The organism is Streptomyces sp. NPDC033216, from assembly GCF_055577115.1.
Map to the genome: position 1 here is coordinate 92,153 of NZ_JBVIQK010000008.1, position 20,436 is coordinate 112,588.

A 20,436-nucleotide genomic window follows, 5' to 3' on the forward strand; every position below is an offset into this window, starting at 1 on the left:
GTGACCGCGGCGCGGTCACCGTCGGGGGCCGTCGGCCGGACTCCTCCCGAGGACCCGTACGCCTCGGTGCGGGACCGGCCTTCGCCGGGCCGGCCGCTCGGGGGCGGGGTGTCCGGGAAGCGGGCCGACGCGGGCGGCGGCGGCATGGGGTTCGTCTGAGGGGCCGGGGGCGGCAGGTGGGCGAAGGCCGGCGGAGCGGACGGCGGTCGGGGACCCGTGTGCGAAGGAGCGAACGGGTCCGCGGGCGGCTGCTCGGGCGCCTGGGCGTGCGGGGGAGTCGGCGGGTGGGACGGGCGGGGTGGGGCCGCGGGAGCCGGGGGCGTCGTCGGGCGCGGGGGGACCGAGGCGCGGCGTGCTTCCGTGCTCATGCACCCCCCGTTTCCTCGTGCCCGCGCGTCGTCGTCCCGCGCGGGCCGGTTCCCTCGGCCCAGTGGCCCCGGTGCGGACCCGCCGGTCCTTCCTGGGCACGCATACCCGCACGGGTGGACCGGCGTCCCGGCACGGGTGACCGGCCGGAGCGGTCCTCCGTGCGTGCGCGTCACTCTACGGCTTGTTCCTGCGCGAACGGGAACCAGTCCGCGACCGGTCCGCGCCCCCGGTGGCATCTGCCCGGAACATCCCCCTACCCCGCGGTAATCGGGTCTGGCAGGCTGCGTTCATGACTGCGCGCGCCGCCGACCGGGTCCGGTACGACCGGGCCACCGCCCATCTCGACGCTCCTCTCGCCATCGTGGACCTGGAGGCCTTCGACGCCAACGCGGACGATCTGGTCCGCCGGGCGGGTGGGAAGCCGGTGCGGGTCGCGAGCAAGTCCGTCCGCTGCCGGGCCCTGTTGGAACGGGTCCTGGCGAAGGACGGCTTCGCGGGCATCATGTCCTTCACCTTGGCCGAATCCCTGTGGCTGGCCAGGTCGGGCTTCGACGACATCCTGCTCGCCTATCCCTCGGCCGACCGCTCCGGCTTCGCGGAACTCGCCGGCGATCCCAAGCTGGCCGCCGCCGTCACCGTGATGATCGACGACGTCGCCCAGCTCGACCTGATCGACTCCGCCCGCGGCGACGGGCACGAAGTGGTGCGGGTCTGCCTGGAGTTGGACACCTCGCTGAAGCTGCTGGGCGGCCGGGTCCGGGTCGGGGCACTGCGTTCCCCGCTGCACTCCCCGGCCCAGGTCGCCGACGCGGCACGGGCGGTGGGCCGGCGGCCCGGGTTCCGGCTGGTGGGGATCATGGCGTACGAGGGACACATCGCGGGCGTGGGCGACTCCCTGGCCGGGCGGCCCTTCCGGTCGGGTGCGATCCGACTGATGCAGGCCACCGCCCGCCGTGAACTATTGGAGCGGCGTGCCGCGGTGGTGCGTGCGGTGCGTGCCGTGGTGCCGGACCTGGAGTTCGTCAACGGCGGCGGCACCGGCAGTGTGCAGCACACCGCCGCGGAGGACGCGGTCACCGAGATCGCGGCCGGCTCGGGACTGTACGTGCCGCGTCTCTTCGACAACTACAGGTCCTTCAGCGGCCGTCCGGCCGCCCTGTTCGCCCAACCGGTCGTACGGCGGCCGGGTGTCGGAGTCGTCACCGTCCTCGGCGGCGGCTACCCCGCCTCCGGTGCCGCCGGACCCGACCGGCTGCCGGTGCCGTATCTGCCGGAGGGGCTGCGCTACGACCCGCAGGAGGGCCCGGGTGAGGTGCAGACCCCGCTGCTCGGCTCCCCGGCCGACGATCTGCTGATCGGCGACAGGGTGTGGTTCCGGCACGCGAAGGCCGGTGAGCTGTGTGAGCGGTTCGACGTGCTGCGGCTGATCGAGGGGGACGAGGTGACGGCGACGGTGCCGACGTACCGTGGCGAGGGCCGGACGTTCCTCTAGGTCGTACGGCTCAGCGCGCGGGCCCGATGCCGCTGCCGACCCCGCCGCCCGTGTCCGCGTCGCCGACCGGGCGGATGCCCTTGGTGATGCGGTCCATGTCGACGAGCGGCGGTCCGTCCTCGCCCGCGTCGAAGACGTACCGGACGAGGACGGGGGCCTCGGTGCCGACGGTGGACGGGAAGACCAGGGACTGGACGTAGCCGCCGGGCCCCTCGGCGGTGGTGACCCGCCAGCGGACGTAGTACCCGGCGCGGCCCGCGACCGCGACCTGCCCGGCGGCCACCGCGTCGTGGGACTCGATGCCGCCGAAGGGCCGCCGGCCGACGTGGTCGCGGTCGAAGGCGTCGTCGGCCGCGTCGGCGATGTCCGCCTCGGCCAGCACCCTGGGCGAGGTCTCGGTCGTGTCGGTGACGGTGCGGGAGATGACCCGGCCGTGTCGGCAGACGCCGCCGCCGGGGCAGTCGTACGTGCCGTCGGTGGTCATGACGACGTCGGGTTCGGCGACGTGTTCGGGCAGGACCCACCCCTCGAGCAGCGGGAGGGTGATGCCGTTCAGCTCGTCGACGACGACGGAGGCGTCGGCGGACGGGCCGGCCGACGGGTCGGCGGAGGGTGCGGGAGTGGACGCGTCCGGGGGCGTCGCGCTCGCCGGGGAGGTGCCGGCCGGCGGAGCCGCGTCGGGTTCCGCGCGGGGGCCGTAGTTCCCCCGCAGGAGGACGGCTGCGGTGACGACCGCCGCGACGAGGACGGCCGCAACCACCACCGGGGCGACGGCCCGGGACCGGCCGCCACCGCCGGACGGGGGACCGCCAGGAACCGCCGGTGCTCCGGCACCCACGGAGGCCGGGTCCCTGGGCGGCCCGAAGCCCTCGGAGGCCGCACCCGCGGGCGGCCCGAAGCCCTCGGAGGCCGGCGTCACGGCCGGTACCGGCGGCCCCAAGCCCTCCGCCGCCGGCGCGGCCGGGGTCCGCGGGACGCGCCGGTGGTCGGTCCAGGCCGTGCCGTCCCACCAGCGTTCCTGGTGGGGGGCTCTCGGGTCGCCGTACCAGCCGGGCGGGGGCGTCATGCTCATCCCGGCACTGTAGGGCGCGGGCTACAGCGGCGTGACGTACGCCCCGGAGATGCCGCCGTCGACCAGGAAGTCGCTGGCGTTGACGAAGGAGGAGTCGTCGCTGGCCAGGAAGGCCACGGCGGCGGCGATCTCGTCGGCCTCGGCGAACCGTCCGACCGGGATGTGGACGAGACGGCGGGCCGCCCGCTCGGGGTCCTTGGCGAACAGTTCCTGGAGGAGCGGGGTGTTGACCGGTCCGGGGCAGAGGGCGTTGACGCGGATGCCCTCCCGGGCGAACTGCACGCCCAGTTCGCGGGACATCGCCAGGACGCCGCCCTTGGAGGCCGTGTACGAGATCTGGGACGTGGCGGCGCCCATCCTCGCCACGAAGGACGCCGTGTTGATGATGGATCCCCTGCCCTGGCGCCGCATGTAGGGGATGGCGGCCTTGCAGCACAGGTAGACGGAGGTGAGGTTGACCTCCTGGACGCGCTTCCAGGCCTCCAGGCCGGTGTCGAGGATGGAGTCGTCGTCGGGGGGCGAGATGCCCGCGTTGTTGAAGGCGATGTCGACGCTGCCGTAGGTGTCGTACGCCGCCTCGAACAGTGCCTCGACCTGGTCGGGGTCGGTGACGTCGACCTTCACGAACAGGCCGTCGACCTCCTCGGCGGCGGCTTTGCCGCGGGTCTCGTCGACGTCACCGCAGACGACGTGGGCGCCCTCGGAGGCGAGGCGGCGGGCGGTGGCGAGGCCGATTCCGCTGCCGGCCCCGGTGACGACGGCGGTGCGGCCGACGAGCCGGCGGCAGATGATCTCTTTGGTCACTGTGCGGGGCCCTCCGTGCTGATGAAGACGTTCTTGGTCTCGGTGAAGGCGGTCAGGGCGTCGGGGCCGAGTTCGCGGCCGACGCCGGACTGCTTGAAGCCGCCGAACGGGGTCCAGTAGCGGACGCTGGAGTGGGAGTTGACGGACAGGTTACCGGCGCGGACGGCCTGCGAGACGCGCAGGGCGCGGCCGACGTCGCGGGTCCAGATGGAGCCGGAGAGGCCGTAGTCGGTGGCGTTGGCGAGTGCGATCGCCTCCGCCTCGTCCTCGAAGGGCAGGACGACCGCGACCGGGCCGAAGACCTCCTCGACGGCGACGCGCGCGCGGGGGTCGATGCCGGTGAGGACGGTGGGAGGGAACCAGAAGCCGGGACCCGTGGGGGCCTTGCCGCGGATGCCGGCCAGGTCGTCCGTCACGTAGGAACGCACGCGGTTCAGCTGGGCCTTGGAGATCAGCGGTCCCATGTCCGTGGCCTCGTCCGACGGATCGCCCACCACGACCGACTCGATCGCGGGGGCCAGGAGGTCCAGGAAGCGGTCGTGGACGGAGCGCTGGACGAGGATGCGGGTGCGGGCGCAGCAGTCCTGGCCGGAGTTGTCGAGGAAGGACATCGGAGCCGCCGCGGCGGCGGCCTCGACGTCCGCGTCGGCGAAGACGATGTTGGGGCTCTTGCCGCCGAGTTCGAGGGTGACGCGCTTGAGCCGGTCGGCCCCCTTCGCCCACACGCGTCGGCCCACGGCCGTCGACCCGGTGAACACGATCTTCGCGACGTCCGGATGCTCGACCAGGGCGTTGCCCGTGACGGGACCGCGGCCGGGCAGCACCTGGAAGAGGCCCTCCGGCAGGCCGGCCTCCAGGGCGAGTTCGGCCAGCCGCAGGGCGGTCAGCGGAGTCGTCTCGGCGGGCTTGAGGATCACCGCGTTGCCGGCGGCGAGCGCCGGGGCGGTGCCCCAGGCCGCGATCGGCATCGGGAAGTTCCACGGCGCGATGATCCCGACGACGCCCAGCGGTTCGAGGATCGTGACGTCGAGGCCGCCCGGGACCGGGATCTGGCGCCCCGTGAGCCGCTCCACTCCCCCGGCCGCGTAGTCGAGCAGATCACGGACGTTGCCCGCCTCCCAGCGGGCGTTGCCGACGGTGTGCCCGGCCTCGCGGACCTCCAGCCGCGCGAGTTCCTCGACGTGTTCGTCGACCCGCGAGGCGAAACGGCGCAGCAGGCGGGCCCGGTCGCCGGGCGCGAGGGCGGCCCATCTGGCCTGGGCCCGTGTGCCGTGCGCGACGGCCGTGCGGACATCGGCCTCGGTGGCGGCGGGGACGGTGGCGACGGTCTCCTCGGTGGCCGGATCGATGACGTAAAGCTGGTCGGACGTGGGCTGGTCGGACGTGGGCTGGTCGGGCAAGAAGGGCCTCACAGGCGTTCGAAGGAGCGGCGCAGCTCCCAGTCGGTGACCGCCGCGTCGAAGGCCTCCAGCTCGACGCGGGCCATGTTGCGGTAGTGCGCGACGACCTCGTCGCCGAAGGCGGCTCGCGCGATGGGGCTGTTCTCCCACAGGTCGGCGGCGTCGCGGAGGGTGGTGGGAACGTGCGCGTAGTCGGCGGTGTAGGCGTTGCCGGCGCAGGGCTCGGGCAGTTCGAGCTGGTGCTCGATGCCGTGGAGGCCGGCGGCCACCAGTGCGGCCACCGCGAGGTACGGGTTGACGTCGCCACCGGGCAGCCGGTTCTCGAAGCGCAGGGAGCGGCCGTGGCCGACGACGCGCAGGGCGCAGGTGCGGTTGTCGTGTCCCCAGGCGACGGCGGTCGGGGCGAAGGAACCCGGCTGGAACCGCTTGTAGGAGTTGACGTGCGGGGCGTAGAGGAGGGAGAAGTCGCGCAGGGCGGCGAGCTGTCCGGCGAGGAAGTACCGCATGACCTCGGACATCCCGTCCGGCCCGGCCATCGCGTTGGCGCCGTCGGCGTCCGCGAGGGAGAGGTGGATGTGGCAGGAGTTGCCCTCGCGCTCGTTGTACTTGGCCATGAAGGTGAGGGACACGCCTTCCTGCGAGGCGATCTCCTTGGCGCCGGTCTTGTAGATGGCGTGCTGGTCGCAGGTGACCAGGGCCTCGTCGTAGCGGAAGGCGATCTCGTGCTGGCCGGGGTTGCACTCGCCCTTGGCGGACTCGACGGTGAGGCCGGCGCCGGCCATGTCGTTGCGCAGGCGGCGCAGCAGGGGCTCGATACGGCCGGTGCCGAGGATCGAGTAGTCGACGTTGTAGCGGTTGGCCGGGGTGAGTCCCCGGTATTGCGCGTCCCAGGCCTGTTCGTAGGTGTCCTGGAAGACGATGAACTCCAGCTCGGTGCCGGCCTGGGCGGTGAAGCCCAGCTCGGCGAGGCGCTCCAGCTGGCGGCGCAGGATCTGCCGGGGGGCGGCGACCACGGGTGAGCCGTCCGCCCAGCCGAGGTCGGCGACGAGCATCGCCGTACCGGGGTGCCAGGGCAGGCGGCGCAGGGTGCTCAGGTCGGGGTGCATGGCGAAGTCGCCGTAGCCCCGTTCCCAGGAGGACATCTCGTAACCGTCGACCGTGTTCATCTCGGTGTCGACGGCGAGGAGGTAGTTGCAGCCCTCGGTGCCGTGTTCGAGGACCTCGTCGAGAAAGAAGCGGGCGGCGAAACGCTTGCCCTGGAGACGCCCCTGCATGTCGGGGAAGGCGAGGACGACGGTGTCGATCTCACCGCCGGCGACGAGGGCGTGCAGTTCCTCGACGCCGAGCGGGGGGGTGCGGTCTGCCACGGGAGGGCCTCCTCAGGCTTCCTCGGCTGCTACGGCTGTGTCGGACGGCCGGGAGCCATAAGGTATTGCCGGAGACCTTTACTTGGGAAGGGGGCGCGACCGGATGCCGGTGGACGCCGAGGAGGGACCGGCGGACCGGCTCACGCCGGTGCTGCGGCCGGTGCGGGCCGGGAACGGCTTCGAGGAGGCCCTGGAGCAGATCCTCCAGGTCGTACGGCTGGGCCTGGTGCCCGCCGGCGAACGGCTCCCGGCCGAACGGGATCTGGCGGAACGGCTCGGGATCAGCCGGGTGACACTGCGTGAGGTGCTGAAGGTGCTCCAGGACCAGGGGCTGGTGGAGTCCCGCCGGGGCCGCTACGGCGGGACGTTCGTGCTGCCGCGCGCGGACGCGGTCGGCGAGGACGCGCTGCGGCGGCGGGTCGCCGAGGTCGACATCGAGGACGCGCTCCGCTTCCGGGAGGTGCTGGAGGTCGGCGCGGCGGGCCTGTGCGCGGCGCACGGCCTGACCGAGGACCAGGCGGGTCGGCTGCGGGAGGCGCTGGCGCGCACCGAGGACGCGCCCCTGGCCGACTACCGACGCCTCGACACGATGCTGCACCTCACCCTCGCCGAGCTGTGCGGCTCGGCGTCGCTGGCGGCTCGGTACGCGGCGGTCCGGGCGACGGTGAACGACCTGCTGGACTGCATCCCACTGCTGGTGCGCAACCTGGAGCATTCGCAGCGCCAGCACACGGCCCTGGTGGAGGCGGTGCTCGACCGGGACGCGGACGGGGCGCGGGAGATGATGCGCGAACACTGCGCGGGGACGGCCGCGCTGCTGCGGGGCTTCCTCGCCTGACCGGGGGGCGTGTTCAATGGTTCGCTTCGAGTCCATTCGGGGGACCCCCAGGACGGGACGGAGGCGGGGCATGGTGAACGGCACGGGCAGGCCGCTGATCGGCGTCAGCACGTATCTGGAGGCCGGGGCGCGGTGGGGGGTGTGGGACCTGGAGGCGGCGCTGCTGCCGGCCGGATATCCGCGGCTCGTGCAGCGGGCGGGCGGGCTGGCGGCGATGCTGCCGCCGGACGCGCCCGAACACGCGGCCGCCGCCGTGGCCCGGCTGGACGGGCTGGTCATCGCGGGCGGGCCCGATGTCGAGCCCGAGCGGTACGGCGCCGAGCGGGACCCCCGGACGGGGCCGCCGGCGCGGGAGCGGGACGGGTGGGAACTCGCCCTGATCGAGGCGGCGTTGGGGACGGGGGTGCCGCTGCTGGGGATCTGCCGGGGGATGCAGTTGCTGAACGTGGCGCTCGGGGGGTCGCTCGTGCAGCATCTGTCCGGGCACGCGGAGGTCGTCGGGGTGTTCGGGCGGCACTCGGTGAAGCCTGTGCCGGGGACGCTGTACGCCGGGCTGGTGCCCGAGGAGATGTCGGTGCCGACCTTTCATCACCAGGCGGTGGAACGGCTGGGGGCGGGGCTGGTGGCCTGTGCGTACGCCGGTGACGGGACGGTGGAGGCGGTCGAACTGCCGTCCGGGGGCGGGGGGTGGGTGCTGGGGGTGCAGTGGCATCCGGAGATGGGTGAGGACGTGCGGGTGATGCGGGGGTTGGTCCGGGCGGCGGGGTGAGCGCGGGAAGGTGTGTGGCCCCCCGCCGCCCCTTCCCTGCCCGTACCTGGGACTGCCGTCCCCGGACCCCCGCTTCCGTCCCGGACGGGCCTCGTCCTCAGACGCCGGACGGGCTGGGGGACGCCGGGCGGCACGGGGATGCGGCGGGCGGCACGGAGATGCGAGGGCCACTGCTCGTCCCACCGAGCCGGTCGGCCGAGTGGGGCGGTGGCCGAGTGGCGTGCTGGGAAGGCGTCGAGCGCATGGAACAGGAACTCCGCCGGATCCCCCCAGGCCGTGGCCGACAGGGGTCAGCGGATCGCCCTCGGCGAGGACGATGGGCGAACTCCTCCACGCCCAGCTCCCGCGGCGGGCCCGGCCGGCTGTCCGGAACGCCGGGAGTGCGGGAGCAGGGCCGCAGGAAGACGGCACGCCAGGACCGACCGAGACGGGTGCCAGGTGGGCGCCGGCCCCGGAGCGGGAGGACCCTCCGGCAGGAGTGCGGGAGCATGGCCGCAGAAAGACGGCACGCCAGGACCGACCGAGACGGGTGCCGGAGGGGCGCCGAGCGCACAGCGTGGGCCACCCCCTCGCGCGCGGGGCGGAGACCCCGCCCGCACCGCTCCCCCTACCTCCTACGCCTACCCCCGGGTCAGTGACAGCAGGTCTCGGGCTGGGCCCGTCGGGCGGTGGCCTGTGGGCCAGACCGCTCGGAGGTCTCGGGCCAGGCGGACGCCGTCCACCGGGACGGACACCAGGCGCCGCAGGGCCAGTTCCTCGCCCACCGCCAGCTCGCTCAGGACCGCCGGGCCCGCCCCGCTGACCGCCGCGGCCTTCACCGCCGTCGTCGAGGACAGTTCGATGAGGGGGCGGGCCAGCCCGCCGAGGGCCGCGTCCAGGACCTGGCGGGTCCCGGAGCCCTCCTCCCGGAGGATCAGCGGCGTCGAGGCCAGCTCCTGCGCGGACAACGCCCGCCGACGCCGCGCCCAAGGATGCGCCGGCGCGGCGACCACGATCAGCCGGTCGTTGGCGATGACCGTCGAGTCCAGGCCCGCCGGCACGTGGAGCCCCTCCACGAAGCCGAGGTCGGCCTCGCCGGAGAGCAGCCGTTCCGCCACCGCCGTCGAGTTGCCCGCGAGCAGCGACACGGCCGTGTCCGGCCGTTGGGCGCGCAGGGCGAGGAGCCAGCCGGGCAGCAGGTACTCGGCGATGGTCATGCTCGCCGCGACCCGCAGCCGTGAGTCGCGCCGGTCGCGCAGCGCCTGCGCACCCGCGTCGAAGGCCGCCGCCGCCTCGACGATCCGTCGCGCCCAGTCGGTGACCAGCGCACCGGCGTCGGTGAGCCGGGAGCCGCGCGGTGAACGGTCCACCAGGGCCACGCCGAGCTGGCGTTCCATGGAGCGGATGCGGCTGCTCGCGGCCGGCTGCGTGATGCCCAGCTCACGGGCGGCCTGCCCGAGGCTGCCGAGCCGGGCGACGGCCAGCAGCAGTTCCAGGGCGCCGAGGTCGGGTACCCGGTGCGCGATCGAGCCGCCGGGCCGCTCCCCCAGGGGTTCGTGCGTCGTCCCGTCGCTGGTCATAAGGTCAGCTTATGCCCCCATAGAACGATCGTCCCTGGTCGGGGGCGCGTCCGGGCGGGACGGTGGGGACATGGTCACCGCAGTCCAGCCCGTTCTCCTCGCGAGCCCGCAGCCACGCCCGCGCGCCGCCGCCGTCCGCCACCTCGGTCCGAACTGGTACGCCACGGTGATGGGCACCGCCGCGGTGGCGACGGCAGGCGCGGCGGTACCCGCCCGCGTTCCGGGGCTGCGTCCGGCCTGCGTGGCCGTCTGGGCCCTCTCCCTCGTCCTGCTGCTGACCCTGGTCGCCGCCCGCGCCGTGCACTGGCGTCACCATCGCGACCAGGCCCGCGCCCATGTCCTGGACCCGGCGACGGTCCCGTTCTACGGCTGCCTGGCGATGGCGCTGGTCGCGGTCGGCGGCGGGGCGCTCTCCGTCGGACGGGACTGGATCGGCACCGACGCGGCCGTCGCCCTCGACGCCGTGCTGTTCTGCGCCGGTACGGCGGTGGGGCTCACCGCGGCCGTCGCCGTCCCGTACCTCATGGCCGTACGTCATCGGGTCGAGCCGGGGCAGGCCACGCCGGTGTGGCTGCTGCCGCTGGTGGCGCCGATGGTGTCGGCCGCCTCGGGGCCGCACCTGGTCCCGTACCTGCCGGCCGGGCAGGCGCGCGAGACATTGCTGCTCGCCTGCTTCGCGCTGTTCGGGCTCAGCCTGCTCGCCACGCTGGTGATGCTGCCGGTGGTGTTCGCCCGGCTGGTCACCCGCGGCCCGCTGCCCCTCGCCCTCACACCGACCCTGTTCCTGGTCCTGGGTCCGCTCGGACAGTCGACTACCGCCGTCGGGGCGTTCGCGGACGCCGCGCCAGGAGTGGTGCCCGCGCCGGACGGTCGCGGGCTGGCGGTCCTCGCCGTCCTGTACGGGGTGCCGGTCATGGGGTTCGCCCTGCTGTGGATGTGCCTGGCCACCGTCCATGTGGTGCGGGCCCGCCGGGACGGGATGGGTTTCGCGATGACGTGGTGGTCGTTCACGTTCCCGGTCGGAACCTGTGTGACCGGCGCCGAGGCCCTGGCCCGGCGCACCGGACTCGTCGCGTACGCGGCCCCGGCCGTCGGGCTGTACGTCGTGCTGGTGGCCGCCTGGGCCGTCGTCACCGTGCACACCGCGCGGGGGCTGTTCAGCGGTGAGCTGCTCGCAGCGCCCCGGTCAGCACCTGGGGCGCCTCGGCCAGCGACGGGCCGTACCACGTCAGGTGCCGTCCGCTGACGAGGGCGCACGGCAGACCGGGGAAGGCCTCGGGGCCGTCGGCGGCGGTGAAGCGGTAGGGCTCGTCGGGGAGGACGACCAGGTCCGGGGCCGCCGCCCGCAGGTCGTCCAGGGCCACCCTGGGGTAGCGGTCCTCGTGGGCCGTGTACAGGTGGTCCACGCCGAGGCGGGCGAGGACGTCCCCGGCGAAGGTGTCGCGGCCCAGGACCATCCACGGGCGGCGCCAGACCAGCACGACGGCGGTCCGGCGCCCGCCGGGCGGTTCCGCGGCGCTCCACACCTCCTCGGCCTCGTCCAGCCAGCGGGGGCGCGAGCGGGCCCCGCAGGCGTCCAGCACCCGTGCGAGCTCCCGGAAGGCCTGCGGCACGTCCCGGACCTCGGTCACCAGGACCTCCAAGCCGGCGTCCCGGAGGGCGGCGAGGTCCTGCTCCCGGTTCTCCTCCTCGTTGGCGATCACCAGATCGGGGGCGAGCGCGGCGACCCGGTCGGTCGCGGGGTTCTTGGTGCCGCCCACCCGGGTGACGTCGAGGCCCGCCGGGTGGGTGCACCAGTCGGTGGCACCGACCAGGACGCCGGGCACGGACACGGCCACCGCCTCGGTCAGCGAGGGCACCAGCGAGACGACCCGCACTACCGCTTGCGGTCCCGGACCGCCTCGATGTGCTCCGCCACGGCGACGACCACGACCCGGGTGTCGGCCACGGTCGCCCGCCAGCGGTGGCGGACCCCGCCGGTGAGATACAGGGTGTCGCCGCGACCGAGACGGTAGGCCCGGCCCTCGGCCTCGATCTCCACCGCGCCGTCGGCCACATACATCAGCTGGTCGTTGCGGTACTGGAACTCGCGGCCTGCCTCGTGGTCGCCGGTGAACTCCGAGGCGTGCATCTGGTGGTGGCCGCGGACCAGGGAGCGGGAACGCGGTTCGGGTCCGGCCTCGCCGATGTCGGCGCGCACGACGTCGACGCTGCATGCCGGGTCGGCGGCGGCGAGGAGTTCGACGGCCGTGGTGCGCAGGGCGTCGGCGACCTTCTCCAGGGAGCCGGTGCTGGGCCGGGCCCGGTCGTTCTCGATCTGGCTGAGGAACGGGACCGACAGCCCGCTGCGCTCGGCCACGACGGCGAGCGTGAGGTCCAGGGACCGGCGCCGCCGCCGGACGGCCGCGCCCACCCGGAGGGGCTGTTCTTTGTGGTCGCCCATCGCTCCGGCTCCCTCCTACGCTCGTCTGTCCGACTACCGAGTGCCCCGTCGCGGGCGCACGTCCTCTGATGAGTTCTCTGCACCCTACGCATGTTCGGCAAACCGTTTCACGAGCCCGCCGCATCGAGGACGTCCGGGGTCACACGCGAACTCACGGTTCGCGCCAGTCGACATGCGCGGGCAGGGGTGCTCTGTCGCGTTCTCCGGTTCAATGCCCGTGGCCCGATGGGTGTTCCCCCACCGTCTCCGGCGCACGATCCGGCTGGTGGAGGGGCCGGCGCCGAAGCGCGGCGAGCCGCCGGACGGGACCGCGGCTGTGGCGCGGTGTGGTTGGCCGGATCCGTGCCGTGCCGAACGACGCGGGGCGGGCTCCGGCGTACGTGTCCGAGACGTACGGCGGTGCCCGCCCCGCGCTGGACGGTCCGGGTGCTGTCAGGTCACCCGGCCGCCCCGCTCTTCTCCCCGGCGCCGTCGACCGGTGCCCACTTGTCGAGCAGGCCGGGGTTGTCCTTCAGCCAGGTGCGGACCGCGTCCTGCTCCTTGCCCTTGCCGGACTTCTGGATCTGCGCCTCCAGACCGGTGAGCTGCTGCTCGGTCATGGAGAAGTCCTTCAGCCACGCGCCGACCTCGGGGTTGTCGGCGGTGAAGCCCTTGCGGGAGAGGGTGTGCACGCCGTCGCCCTCGCCCCAGGCGCCCGCGGGGTCCTTCAGCTTCTTCAGGTCGTACTCGCTGTACGCCCAGTGCGGCGACCAGAGCGTGACGACGATGGGGGCCTTGCGGGCGTACGCCCGCTCCAGCTCGGCGAGCATCGCCGGGGTCGAACCGTCGACGACCTGGTATCCCTCGAGGCCGTACCGCTCGACGACCTTGTCCTTGAGCAGGCCCATCATTCCGGCGCTGGGCTCGATGCCGGTGATCTTCCCGCCGAACTCGGCCGACCTGGCCTTGAGGTCCGCGAGGGTGTTCACGTCCTTCATGTACGCCGGGACGCTCAGCTCCAGGGAGGTGGGGCCGTACCACGCGCCCAGGTCGTCGAGCCGGTTGCCGTACTTCTTCCAGAACTCGGCGTGCGTGGTGGGCAGCCAGGAGTCGGTCTGGAAGTCGATCTGGCCGGTGGCGAGGCCGGTGTAGAGCGGGGCGGCGGCGTACTGGGCGGTCTTCACCTCGAAGCCGCGTTCCTCCAGCAGTTCCTTCCACAGGAAGGTGGAGGCGATCCCCTCGTCCCACGGGATGTAACCGATGGTGATCTCCCTGCCCTCGCCGACGTCCGTGGCGGAGGCCTCGGCGGTGCCGGAGTCCGAGCCGAAGACGCCCATGCCGCCGGCGACGAGCGCCAGGACGATCACGCCGACCACGGCCACGACCGGACGGGGGCGGTGGCTCCACAGCGTGGGGCGGGCCTTGGCGGCGGCGCGACGGCCCAGCGGAGAGATGCGGCTGCCGAGGGCGCCGGTCATACGGTCCAGGTAGATGGCGAGGACGACGATGCCGAGGCCCGCCTCGAAGCCGAGGCCGATGTCGAGCCTGCCGATGGCCTCGTTGACGGCGCCGCCGAGGCCGCCGGTGCCGACCATGCCGGCGATGACGACCATCGACAGGCCGAGCATGATGACCTGGTTGACGCCCGCCATGATCGTCGGCAGGGCGAGTGGCAGCTGGACCCGTAGCAGGGTGTCGCGCGGGGTCGTACCGAAGGCCTCGGCTGCCTCCACGAGTTCGGTGTCGACCTGGCGGATGCCCAGTTCGGTCATGCGCACGCCGGGGGCCAGCGCGAAGATCAGGGTGGCGATCACGCCGGCGGGCACGCCCATGCCGAAGAACAGGATCGCGGGGATCAGCAGGACCATCGACGGCATGGTCTGGAGCAGGTCCAGGACCGGCCGCAGGGCAGCGCTGACGGTCTTGGAGCGAGCCGCCCAGATGCCCAGCGGGACGGAGACCACCAGGGCGATCACGGTGGCGACGATCACCAGCGAGAGCGTGGACATCGCCTCCTCCCACAGGTCGAGGGAGTCGATGAGCGCGAACCCGGCGAAGCCGAGGACACCGGCGACCAGGCCGCGCAGCCACCAGGCGAGCACGGCGAGGACGCCGGCGAGCAGCAGGGGCTCGGGGGCGGTGAGGACGCCGTCGATGCCGTCGTACATGCCTTCGACGACCGCCTTGACGGCGTCGAACAGCCAGGACATGTGGGTGACGAGCCAGGCGACGCCGGAGTCGACCCAGTCACCGAGGTGCAGCCTAGGCACGGGCGGTCACCTTCCCCCCGTCGCACCGGTCGGCGCGGGCGGCGGGCTCCCCCTGTTCGTCGCCCAGGAAGCCGACGAGGCGTCGGCGGGGGATCACGCCGACGAGTTCGCGGTCCGCGTCGAGGACGGCGACCGGGTGGGTGAGGCGGGCGCTGAGCGCGCACAGCTCCGTGAAGGGGGTGTCGGGGTTCGCGGTGGCGCAGCCGCAGTCGGCCTCGTCGCCGCGCAGCTCGGTGTCCATGACGGCGGACGCGGTGAGGACACGGGAGCGGTCGACGTCCTTGATGAAGGAGGCGACGTACTCGTCGGCGGGGCGGACGAGGATGTCCTCGGCCGTGCCGTTCTGCACGATGCGGCCGTCGCGCATGACGGCGATGCGGTCGCCCAGGCGCATGGCCTCGTTGAGGTCGTGGGTGATGAAGACGATCGTCTTCTTCAAGGTCTTCTGGAGCGTGAGCAGCTGATCCTGCATGTCGCGGCGGATCAGCGGGTCGAGCGCGCTGAAGGACTCGTCCATCAGGAGCACGTCGGCGTCGGTGGCGAGGGCGCGGGCGAGGCCCACGCGCTGCTGCATGCCGCCGGACAGCTCGTCCGGCCAGGACTTCTCCCAGCCGGCCAGGCCGCACAGCCGCAGGGCCTCGGTCGCGCGCCGCTCGCGTTCGGCGCGCGGCACGCCCTGCACGGCGAGGCCGTAGGCGGCGTTGTCGAGGACGCTGCGGTGCGGGAAGAGCGCGAAGTGCTGGAAGACCATGCTGATCTTCCTGGCGCGGACCTCGCGCAGCTCGCGGTCGCCGAGCGCGGTCAGGTCCTCGCCGTCGAAGAGCACGCGTCCCGCGGTGGGCTCCAGCAGTCCGTTGAGCATGCGCAGCAGGGTGGACTTCCCGGATCCGGACAGGCCCATGACGACGAAGATCTGGCCGGGGTCCACGGTGAAGGAGGCGTCGATCACGGCGGCGGTGGCGCCGTCGGCCCGCAGTTCCTCACGGTCGGCGCCACGGCGGAGCCGCCCGACTGCCTCGTCCTGTCGTCTGCCGAACACCTTGTACAGATGATCGGCTTCCAGCCTGGAGGACACACATACCTTCTCGGGTGGGGGGCGGGGACGGGAGCGGTGCCCGGGGCCGGGGTGGGCGCCGGCGAGGATCGCAACAGTTGGAACTGCAACCGGCACCGCTCCGAGGCGGCGCCTGCCCTGCCCCGGCATGGGCAAACACCGGAGTGGTCCGGTTCACAGCCCCTTCACACCTGCCACGTGAGTGAATTGCCGCGGGTCGGTGACGGGTCGGTGCGGCATGATGCGTGGCGTGACCGGACGACTGATGCTCCTCGACACCGCCTCGCTGTACTTCCGCGCCTACTTCGGCGTCCCGGACTCCGTGAGAGCCCCGGACGGCACGCCGGTGAACGCCGTGCGCGGCCTGCTGGACTTCGTCGACCGCCTGGTCAAGGACCACCGGCCCGACGAACTGGTCGCCTGCATGGACGCCGACTGGCGGCCCCAGTGGCGGGTCGACCTCATCCCCTCCTACAAGGCGCACCGGGTCGCCGAGGAACACGAGGCCGGCCCCGACGAGGAAGAGGTACCGGACACGCTCTCACCGCAGGTCCCGGTGATCGAGGCGGTCCTGGACGCGATCGGCATCGCGCGCGTGGGCGTGGCGCACTACGAGGCGGACGACGTGATCGGCACCTTCACCGCCCGCGCAAAGGGCCCGGTCGACATCGTCACCGGCGACCGTGACCTGTACCAGTTGGTGGACGACGCGCGCGGGGTGCGGGTGCTGTACCCGCTGAAGGGCGTGGGCACGCTCCAGACGACGGACGAGGCGTGGCTGCGCGAGAAGTATGGCGTCGACGGGCGTGGGTACGCGGACCTCGCGCTGCTGCGCGGCGACCCGAGCGACGGTCTGCCCGGCGTGCCCGGCATCGGTGAGAAGACGGCGGCCAAGCTGCTGACCGAGTTCGGCGACCTGGCCGGGATCCTGGCGGCCGTCGACGACCCGAGGGCGAAGCTCACGCCCTCGCAGCGCAAGCGGCTCGACGAGGCCCGGCCCTACCTCGCCGTCGCGCCGACGGTGGTCAAGGTCGCCGACGACGTGCCGCTGCCGGAGGTCTCCACGGCGCTCCCCCGCGCGCCGCGGGACCCCGAGGTGCTGGAGGCGCTGGCGGGGCGGTGGGGTCTCGGCGGGGCCCTGCAACGGCTGCTGACGACGCTCCGCGCGTGAGCATGGATGCCGAGGAGACCGCCCGCGTACAGGCACCACGGAGGCGCGAGATGCTAACTTAGGTTAACCTAACCACGGAGGCTTGGGAGGCCGTCATGGCAGAACGTCCGGCACGGAAGCCGCGGAAGCCCCATTCCGCGCAGGTCGTCCGCACCGAACGGCTCACCCCGCACATGCAGCGTGTCGTCCTCGGCGGGCAGGGACTGGCCGAGTTCGCCGCAGACACCTGCACCGATCACTACGTGAAGCTGCTGTTCGGCCCCGAGGGCGTGACCTACCCGGAGCCCTTCGATCTGGAGCGCGTCCGCGCGGAGTTCCCCCGCGAGCAGTGGCCCGTGACACGCACGTACACCGTGCGCCACTGGGACACCGAGCACCGCGAGCTGACCCTGGACTTCGTCCTGCACGGCGACCAGGGCATCGCCGGCCCCTGGGCGGCCCGGGTCCAGCCGGGCGACACCGTCCGTTTCATGGGCCCCGGCGGCGCCTACGCCCCCGACCCGGCCGCCGACTGGCATCTGCTGGCCGGTGACGAGAGCGCGCTGCCCGCCATCGCCGCGGCGCTGGAGTCGCTGCCCGCCGGCGCCGTGGCGCACGCCTTCGTCGAGGTCTCCGGCCCCGATGAGGAGCAGAAGATCGACTCCGACGTGGAGGTCGTCTGGCTGCACCGCGGCGGACGGCCGCTCGGTGAGCGGCTCGTGCAGGCCGTCCGCGCGCTGGAGTTCCCCGAGGGCCGGCTGCACGCGTTCGTGCACGGCGAGGCCGCCTTCGTGAAGGAGCTGCGCAAGCTGCTGCGGGTCGAGCTGCGGATCCCCCGCGAGGACATGTCGGTGTCCGGCTACTGGCGGCTGGGCCACGACGAGGACGGCTGGCAGGCCACCAAGCGGGAGTGGAACGCGCGCGTGGAGGCCGAGCAGGAGGCCGCGCCGGCCGCCTGAGGCCCATGGCAAGCGGCCCCAGCCGTGGAACCGGCACCGCGCACGCACCGTCTGGCGCAAGAAAGGCCTGCCGGGCCGGCTCGTCCCCGGCCTCGGGCCGCCCGGTGACGCTCGGTCAGCCACTCCTCGATCCAACCGGTGACCTCCGCGACGGAGTCGGCGGCCCGGACGTGCCACTGTGCATCAGGGGCCCTGGAAGGCCGCGTGGACGGCGTGCGCGTCCGTCACCCGCCAGGGGCGCAGGACGAGCCCCTCCCCGGTGGCGATGACCGGCTGGGGGGACTCGGCGAGGGTGCCGGCGGGCAGGACGGGACTGGTCAGAAGGGGCATGAACGGCATCCTCCCCACCGGACGGGAGCATGCCAACGAGTTTCTGGGGCCGCCGTAGGGTGGTCCCGATGAGACGCCGCACCCCTCCCCCGCCGTCCCCCCTCCCGCAGCGCGAAGGGGTCGATCCGGTCCGGGTGCGGCTGCCGGGCGAGGGCCCCTGGGCGACCGTGGGGGAGCATCTGGCCGAGCGGTTCGGCGAGGCGCGGGCCGAGGCCGTGGACGACATGTTCGCCGCGGGGCGGATCGTGGGGGCCGACGGGCGGGCGGTGGCGGCGGACGCGGCGTACGTGCCGGGGATGTTCCTGTGGTTCCACCGTGACCTGCCCGCCGAGGAGCCGGTGCCGTTCCCGCTGGAGGTCGTGTACCGCGACGAGCATGTCGTCGTCGCCGACAAGCCGCACTTCCTCGCCACCACCCCGCGCGGCAGCCACGTCACCGAGACGGCGCTGGCCCGGCTGCGGCGGGAACTGGGGCTGCCCGCGCTGGGCGCCGCCCACCGCCTCGACCGGCTCACCGCGGGGCTGGTGCTGTTCACCGTGCGCCCCGAGGAGCGCGGCGCCTACCAGACCCTGTTCCGCGACCGCCTGGTGCGCAAGGTGTACGAGGCGGTCGCGCCGTACGATCCTGGGCTGGCCCGGCCGGTGACCGTGCGCAGCCGGATCGTGAAGGAACGCGGGACGCTGACCGCCCGTGAGGTGCCGGGCGAGCCCAATGCGGTCAGCCGCGTCGAGCTGGTCGAGCACCGGCCGGACGGGCTCGCCCGCTACCGGCTGACCCCGGAGACCGGGCAGACCCATCAGCTGCGCGTGCACATGACCGCGCTCGGCGTGCCCATCCTCGGCGACCCCCTCTACCCCGAGGTGACCGCTCCCGGACCGGCCGGTGACTTCCGGCGCCCCCTGCAACTGCTGGCGCGGGGGCTGGAGTTCACCGATCCGGTCACGAGGGTGAGGCACCGGCTGCGGAGCCGGCGGACGCTGGTCGCCTGGTCGTCGTACGACAGCTGGGACGGCGGGCGCGACATGGGTCAGTAGCCGCGCCACCAGGCGAGGAAGCGGCGCCAGGCGTTCGGCCGACGGGCCGGTGCCGGAGCGGGCGCCGGGGCGGGCGCCGGAGCGGGCGCGGGCCTGGGGACCGTCGCCGGCCTGGATTCGGCGGGCGGCGGCATGCGGGTGGCCAGGGGTGGGGCGGCCGGTGCGCCGGCGGTGGGCGCCGCAGTGGTGCCGAGGGACACCGGGAGGACCGGGCGTGGCGGCGGGAGCGCCCCGTGGGTCGGCCTGACCATGACGTCCTGTGGGAGCTTCGGCTCGAAGCGGACCGGCAGTTCCACGAGGTGCCGCGAGGCGATGGACGTCGTCCAGCGCAGGTCCTCCTCCGCGCAGGCGAGCTGCACGTCCGGCAGCCGCGTCAGCAGGGCGTCGACGCCGACGTCGGCGATGGCGCGGCCGATGTCCTGGCCGGGGCACTCGTGCGGGCCGCCACCGAAGGCCAGGTGCGCGCGGTTGCCCTGCATGTTGGCGGACAGGTCGGGACGGACCCGCGGGTCCACGTTGCCCGGTGCGGGCGCGAAGAGGAGGCCGTCGCCCCGGCGGATGCGCTGACCGCCCAATTCCGTGTCCTGCTTGGCGAAGTAGGCGAAGACGGTGCTGAACGGCGGCTCGTCCCAGAGGGACTGCTCGACCGCCTCCGGCACCGTCATCTGCCCGCCGTTGAGCTGGGCGAGGAACCGCGGGTCGGTGAGGACCATGCGCAGGACGTTCGAGAGCAGGTTGACCGTGGCCTCGTAGGCGGCGAAAAGGACCAGGCGCAGATGCTCCCGGACCTCGTCGTCGGTCAGTCCCGCCGGGTCCAGGACGAGCTGGCTGGTGAAGTCGTCCTGGGGTTCGGCGCGGCGGCGGACGGTGAGCCGGTCCAGCGCCTCCATGACGTAGGTGTGGCTGACGATCGCGGTCTCGGTGCCCTTGAGCGCGTCCCGCGCGGCGTGGACCATCCGGTCGTCGTACTCCTCGGGCATGCCGAGGACATGGCACATCACGGCCATCGGGAGGTGCTCGGCGAACTGGCCGACCAGCTCGGCCCTGCCCCGCTCGCAGAAGCGGTTGACCAGACGCTGGGTGGATCGGTAGATGTACCGGCGCACGCTGCGGTCGTCGATGGTCGCCATGGCGGCGGTGACCGCGCCGCGCAACCGCTTGTGCTCGTCGCCCTCGGCGTGGGAGCAGATGGGCTGCCACGCGATGTGCGGCATGAGCGGGTGGTCGGGCTTGACCATGCCGTCCAGCAGCGGCGTCCAGATGCGGCTGTCACGGCTGTACTGGGAGGGCGTGCGCACCATGTGCATGTTCTCGGCGTGCCCGAGGACCACCCACATGGGCACGTCGTCGTGGAGCAGTACCGGCGCCACCGGGCCGTGCTGTTCGCGCAGTCGCTCGTAGAGGTCGTCCAGGTTCTCCGCACCGGGTCCGTAGAGCCGGTGCAGTCCGCCGGGGCCACGGCCGTGCGCGGGGCAGCCGGGCGGCGGGTCGAGGGCGAGGTCGTGCGGACCGGGCGTCGTGGGGTGGTCAGGCGTCACTGGGTCGCT

General features: G+C 73.5%; 18 protein-coding genes. 7 read left to right on the forward strand and 11 right to left on the reverse strand.

Annotated features, from left to right (window positions below; translation table 11 throughout):
- Positions 1-658: 658 nt before the first annotated feature.
- Complete coding sequence (locus ACZ5Y0_RS17310; RefSeq protein ID WP_469129508.1) at positions 659-1,861, forward strand: amino acid deaminase/aldolase; 1,203 nt, start codon at positions 659-661, stop codon at positions 1,859-1,861.
- Between the two features lie 10 nt (positions 1,862-1,871).
- Here ACZ5Y0_RS17310 and ACZ5Y0_RS17315 read toward each other — a convergent pair whose 3' ends face one another.
- From ACZ5Y0_RS17315 to ACZ5Y0_RS17330, 4 genes are read right to left on the reverse strand one after another with little or no spacing between them, the layout of a single operon-like run.
- A complete protein-coding gene (locus tag ACZ5Y0_RS17315; protein ID WP_469129684.1) occupies positions 1,872-2,927 on the reverse strand; it encodes a DUF2510 domain-containing protein in 1,056 nt (351 codons plus the stop codon).
- 27 nt (positions 2,928-2,954) lie between these two features.
- A complete protein-coding gene (locus tag ACZ5Y0_RS17320) occupies positions 2,955-3,737 on the reverse strand; it encodes a 3-oxoacyl-ACP reductase (RefSeq protein ID WP_469129509.1) in 783 nt (260 codons plus the stop codon).
- The gene (locus ACZ5Y0_RS17325) at positions 3,734-5,137 is read right to left on the reverse strand and encodes an aldehyde dehydrogenase family protein (protein ID WP_469129510.1); all 1,404 of its coding nucleotides are present in this window, start codon (positions 5,135-5,137) and stop codon (positions 3,734-3,736) included. Before ACZ5Y0_RS17325 ends, ACZ5Y0_RS17320 begins: the two co-directional genes overlap by 4 nt.
- 8 nt (positions 5,138-5,145) lie before the next feature.
- Positions 5,146-6,504 carry a glutamine synthetase family protein gene (locus ACZ5Y0_RS17330; protein ID WP_469129511.1) on the reverse strand — a complete coding sequence of 453 codons (1,359 nt, stop codon included), beginning with the start codon at positions 6,502-6,504 and terminating at the stop codon, positions 5,146-5,148.
- Positions 6,505-6,607: 103 nt separating this feature from the next.
- On the opposite strand from ACZ5Y0_RS17330, the gene ACZ5Y0_RS17335 reads away from it, so the two are divergent.
- Together ACZ5Y0_RS17335 and ACZ5Y0_RS17340 are read left to right on the forward strand one after the other, a co-directional pair.
- On the forward strand, positions 6,608-7,342 hold the full coding sequence (locus tag ACZ5Y0_RS17335; RefSeq protein WP_469129512.1) for a FadR/GntR family transcriptional regulator: 735 nt from the start codon (positions 6,608-6,610) through the stop codon (positions 7,340-7,342).
- Between the two features lie 70 nt (positions 7,343-7,412).
- Positions 7,413-8,111 (forward strand): gamma-glutamyl-gamma-aminobutyrate hydrolase family protein, encoded by a 699-nt coding sequence (locus ACZ5Y0_RS17340; protein WP_469129513.1) that lies wholly within the window; start codon positions 7,413-7,415, stop codon positions 8,109-8,111.
- A gap of 620 nt (positions 8,112-8,731) precedes the next feature.
- Here the strand turns inward: ACZ5Y0_RS17340 and ACZ5Y0_RS17345 are convergent.
- Positions 8,732-9,670: a LysR family transcriptional regulator gene (locus tag ACZ5Y0_RS17345; protein ID WP_469129514.1), complete on the reverse strand. Its 939-nt coding sequence runs from the start codon at positions 9,668-9,670 to the stop codon at positions 8,732-8,734.
- 70 nt (positions 9,671-9,740) lie between these two features.
- Between ACZ5Y0_RS17345 and ACZ5Y0_RS17350 the strand changes: the two genes are divergently transcribed.
- The gene (locus tag ACZ5Y0_RS17350) at positions 9,741-10,916 is read left to right on the forward strand and encodes a TDT family transporter (protein ID WP_469129515.1); all 1,176 of its coding nucleotides are present in this window, start codon (positions 9,741-9,743) and stop codon (positions 10,914-10,916) included.
- Here the strand turns inward: ACZ5Y0_RS17350 and ACZ5Y0_RS17355 are convergent.
- From ACZ5Y0_RS17355 to ACZ5Y0_RS17370, 4 genes are all read right to left on the reverse strand, one after another.
- Positions 10,828-11,547 carry a helical backbone metal receptor gene (locus ACZ5Y0_RS17355; RefSeq protein WP_469129516.1) on the reverse strand — a complete coding sequence of 240 codons (720 nt, stop codon included), beginning with the start codon at positions 11,545-11,547 and terminating at the stop codon, positions 10,828-10,830. The genes ACZ5Y0_RS17350 and ACZ5Y0_RS17355 overlap by 89 nt on opposite strands.
- A complete protein-coding gene (locus ACZ5Y0_RS17360; protein ID WP_469129517.1) occupies positions 11,547-12,113 on the reverse strand; it encodes a helix-turn-helix domain-containing protein in 567 nt (188 codons plus the stop codon). Before ACZ5Y0_RS17360 ends, ACZ5Y0_RS17355 begins: the two co-directional genes overlap by 1 nt.
- A gap of 437 nt (positions 12,114-12,550) precedes the next feature.
- A complete protein-coding gene (locus ACZ5Y0_RS17365; RefSeq protein WP_469129518.1) occupies positions 12,551-14,362 on the reverse strand; it encodes an ABC transporter permease/substrate binding protein in 1,812 nt (603 codons plus the stop codon).
- A complete protein-coding gene (locus ACZ5Y0_RS17370) occupies positions 14,355-15,437 on the reverse strand; it encodes a quaternary amine ABC transporter ATP-binding protein (protein WP_469129519.1) in 1,083 nt (360 codons plus the stop codon). The genes ACZ5Y0_RS17365 and ACZ5Y0_RS17370 overlap by 8 nt, the downstream gene beginning before the upstream one ends.
- Before the next feature lie 220 nt (positions 15,438-15,657).
- Between ACZ5Y0_RS17370 and ACZ5Y0_RS17375 the strand changes: the two genes are divergently transcribed.
- Entirely contained in the window at positions 15,658-16,587 is a 930-nt protein-coding gene (locus ACZ5Y0_RS17375; protein WP_469129685.1) for a 5'-3' exonuclease, read from the forward strand.
- Between the two features lie 95 nt (positions 16,588-16,682).
- On the forward strand, positions 16,683-17,525 hold the full coding sequence (locus tag ACZ5Y0_RS17380; protein ID WP_469129520.1) for a siderophore-interacting protein: 843 nt from the start codon (positions 16,683-16,685) through the stop codon (positions 17,523-17,525).
- Between the two features lie 183 nt (positions 17,526-17,708).
- On the opposite strand, the gene ACZ5Y0_RS17385 is transcribed toward ACZ5Y0_RS17380, so the two are convergent.
- On the reverse strand, positions 17,709-17,855 hold the full coding sequence (locus ACZ5Y0_RS17385; RefSeq protein WP_469129521.1) for a hypothetical protein: 147 nt from the start codon (positions 17,853-17,855) through the stop codon (positions 17,709-17,711).
- Positions 17,856-17,923: 68 nt separating this feature from the next.
- On the opposite strand from ACZ5Y0_RS17385, the gene ACZ5Y0_RS17390 reads away from it, so the two are divergent.
- Positions 17,924-18,889 carry an RluA family pseudouridine synthase gene (locus tag ACZ5Y0_RS17390; protein WP_469129522.1) on the forward strand — a complete coding sequence of 322 codons (966 nt, stop codon included), beginning with the start codon at positions 17,924-17,926 and terminating at the stop codon, positions 18,887-18,889.
- Here ACZ5Y0_RS17390 and ACZ5Y0_RS17395 read toward each other — a convergent pair.
- The gene (locus ACZ5Y0_RS17395; RefSeq protein ID WP_469129523.1) at positions 18,883-20,427 is read right to left on the reverse strand and encodes a cytochrome P450; all 1,545 of its coding nucleotides are present in this window, start codon (positions 20,425-20,427) and stop codon (positions 18,883-18,885) included. The genes ACZ5Y0_RS17390 and ACZ5Y0_RS17395 overlap by 7 nt on opposite strands.
- Positions 20,428-20,436: the final 9 nt, after the last annotated feature.

Coding starts and splice junctions, on each gene's coding strand:
- ACZ5Y0_RS17310 (WP_469129508.1), top strand. CDS start 659: ATGACTGCGCGCGCCGCCGACCGGGTCCGGTACGACCGGGCCACCGCC.
- ACZ5Y0_RS17315 (WP_469129684.1), bottom strand. CDS start 2,927: ATGACGCCCCCGCCCGGCTGGTACGGCGACCCGAGAGCCCCCCACCAG.
- ACZ5Y0_RS17335 (WP_469129512.1), top strand. CDS start 6,608: ATGCCGGTGGACGCCGAGGAGGGACCGGCGGACCGGCTCACGCCGGTG.
- ACZ5Y0_RS17340 (WP_469129513.1), top strand. CDS start 7,413: ATGGTGAACGGCACGGGCAGGCCGCTGATCGGCGTCAGCACGTATCTG.
- ACZ5Y0_RS17345 (WP_469129514.1), bottom strand. CDS start 9,670: ATGACCAGCGACGGGACGACGCACGAACCCCTGGGGGAGCGGCCCGGC.
- ACZ5Y0_RS17350 (WP_469129515.1), top strand. CDS start 9,741: ATGGTCACCGCAGTCCAGCCCGTTCTCCTCGCGAGCCCGCAGCCACGC.
- ACZ5Y0_RS17360 (WP_469129517.1), bottom strand. CDS start 12,113: ATGGGCGACCACAAAGAACAGCCCCTCCGGGTGGGCGCGGCCGTCCGG.
- ACZ5Y0_RS17375 (WP_469129685.1), top strand. CDS start 15,658: ATGCGTGGCGTGACCGGACGACTGATGCTCCTCGACACCGCCTCGCTG.
- ACZ5Y0_RS17380 (WP_469129520.1), top strand. CDS start 16,683: ATGGCAGAACGTCCGGCACGGAAGCCGCGGAAGCCCCATTCCGCGCAG.
- ACZ5Y0_RS17385 (WP_469129521.1), bottom strand. CDS start 17,855: ATGCCCCTTCTGACCAGTCCCGTCCTGCCCGCCGGCACCCTCGCCGAG.
- ACZ5Y0_RS17390 (WP_469129522.1), top strand. CDS start 17,924: ATGAGACGCCGCACCCCTCCCCCGCCGTCCCCCCTCCCGCAGCGCGAA.